Below are 2048 nucleotides of genomic sequence, written 5' to 3' on the forward strand. Positions count from 1 at the left end.
ATCCTGACGGGTGCCGACGACCGGCTTTTGGTCATCGTCGGCCCCTGTTCGATCCGCGATCCGGTCGCCGCGATGGACTACGCCAGCCGTCTGGCGGCGCTGCGCGAAGCCCTTGCCGACCGGCTCGAGATCGTCATGCGCGTCTATTTCGAGAAGCCGCGCACCACGGTCGGTTGGAAGGGTCTGATCAACGATCCCGACCTCGACGGCAGCTTCAACATCGACAAGGGGTTGCGTATGGCGCGCAACGTGCTCGCCGCCGTCAACAATCTCGGCCTGCCGGCGGCGACCGAGTTCCTCGATATGACCACGCCGCAATACATCGCCGACCTCGTCGCCTGGGGCGCCATCGGCGCGCGCACAACCGAAAGCCAGATCCATCGCGAGCTGGCGTCGGGCCTCTCCTGCCCGGTCGGCTTCAAGAACGGCACCGACGGTAATCTTCGGATCGCCGCCGAGGCGGTGAAATCGGCCGCGCAGCCGCATCATTTCATGGCGGTGACCAAGGGCGGGCGGAGCGCGATCGCGGCGACCACCGGCAACGAGGACTGCCACGTCATCCTGCGCGGCGGGATCCAGCCCAACTACGACGCGGCGAGCGTCGCCGCGTCCGCTGCGGAACTCGGACGCATCGGGGTCGCGCCGCGTCTGATGATCGATGTCAGCCACGCCAACAGCAGCAAGAGGCCGGAGAACCAGCCCAAGGTGGCGGCCGACGTGGCCGGCCAGGTGGCGACCGGCGACGAGCGCATCATCGGCGTCATGATCGAGAGCAACCTCGTCGCCGGCCGCCAGGACGTGGTGCCGGGCAAGCCGCTCACCTACGGCCAGAGCATCACCGATGGCTGCATCGACTGGGCGACCACCGAGACGGTGCTGCACGGGCTTGCCGGCGCGGTCGAATGGCGCCGGTCCGTGAAACGCGAAATGCTGGCGACCCGGCAGGGCGCGGCCTGACTTCCTACTCCCCTCTGGGAGAAGGTGGATCGGACGCGCAGCGCCGAGACGGATGCGGGATGCTGGAAGGAACTCGGCGTGGGCCCTTGAGGCTCACGCCGCCCTCAATCCCTCCCAGGCGGTGAACACCGAGACCGCGAACAGCAGCAGCCCCGCCGCCCGACCGGCAAGGACGGTCGCCTGCGGGTTGGCGACCAGTAGCTCACGGCTGCGGCCGGCGGTAACCGCGAGCCCGCCATAGATGGCGGCCTGCGTGGCGATCGTCATCAGCCCCATGACGGTCGCCTGCATCCAGATCGGGCCGTAATCCGGCTTCAGGAACTGCGGATAGACGGCGAGGATGAAGAGGTAGGCCTTCGGATTGATCAGGCAGGTCATCAGCCCCTGGCGAAACGCCTTCCAGGCGGAACGGCTGCCGGAAGGCCCGTCCTGGCCGATGGTGATGGAGCTGCGCATCAGCGTGATGCCGATATAGGCCATGTAGGCGGCGCCGGCGACCAGCAGCGGCGTGAACAGGATCGGTACGAAATGCATGAGCAGGCCGACGCCGATCGCGCCGTTCAGCGTGTGCACAATGCCGCCCAGCATGATGCCGCCGGTCGCGGCAAGGCCTCTGTTGCTGCCGCCGGTCAGCGCATTGGCCAGCACGAACAGCATGTCCATGCCAGGCACGGCGATGATCCCGAACAGCAGGATGAAGAAGAGCCAGAGATTTTCCGCATAGCCCATGTCAGTTGCCTGTCGCCGCGCCCCGCAAGGCGCCAATGAATCTATTGATTTTCAAGCCGGTAAGCGGCCCTATAGTTCATCGCAACTGACGGGGATGTGTCAGTTGCGTTCGGAGCTGGTAAGGAAATGCGCAAGGCCTCGCGCCTGTTCGAGATCATCCAGATCCTGCGGCTGGCTAGGCAGCCGGTGACGGCGGCCATGATTGCCGAACAGCTGGAAGTGACAGTGCGCTCGATCTATCGCGATATCGCGGCACTTCAGGCGATGCGCGTTCCGATCGAGGGCGGGCGCGGCATTGGCTACGTCCTGCGTCCAGGCTTCGACCTGCCGCCACTGATGTTCTCGATCGAGGAGATGGAGGC

The 2048-nt window shown here is 66.0% G+C and carries 3 protein-coding genes; 2 read left to right on the forward strand and 1 reads right to left on the reverse strand.

The annotated features are described in order from the left end of the window. A partial coding sequence (locus EN781_RS31310; RefSeq protein WP_127400668.1) for a 3-deoxy-7-phosphoheptulonate synthase occupies positions 1-957 on the forward strand: 957 nt, incomplete at its 5' end. A gap of 93 nt (positions 958-1050) precedes the next feature. On the opposite strand, the gene EN781_RS31315 is transcribed toward EN781_RS31310, so the two are convergent. Then, on the reverse strand, positions 1051-1686 hold the full coding sequence (locus EN781_RS31315; protein WP_126057083.1) for a LysE family translocator: 636 nt from the start codon (positions 1684-1686) through the stop codon (positions 1051-1053). Between the two features lie 126 nt (positions 1687-1812). On the opposite strand from EN781_RS31315, the gene EN781_RS31320 reads away from it, so the two are divergent. After that, a partial coding sequence (locus EN781_RS31320; protein WP_127400669.1) for an HTH domain-containing protein occupies positions 1813-2048 on the forward strand: 236 nt, incomplete at its 3' end.

The organism is Mesorhizobium sp. M4A.F.Ca.ET.090.04.2.1, assembly GCF_003999085.1.
In the GTDB taxonomy this organism is placed as follows: Bacteria; Pseudomonadota; Alphaproteobacteria; order Rhizobiales; family Rhizobiaceae; genus Mesorhizobium.

Excerpts from the sequence above, each read along its gene's own strand:
- EN781_RS31315 (WP_126057083.1), bottom strand. The coding sequence starts at position 1,686 with ATGGGCTATGCGGAAAATCTCTGGCTCTTCTTCATCCTGCTGTTCGGG.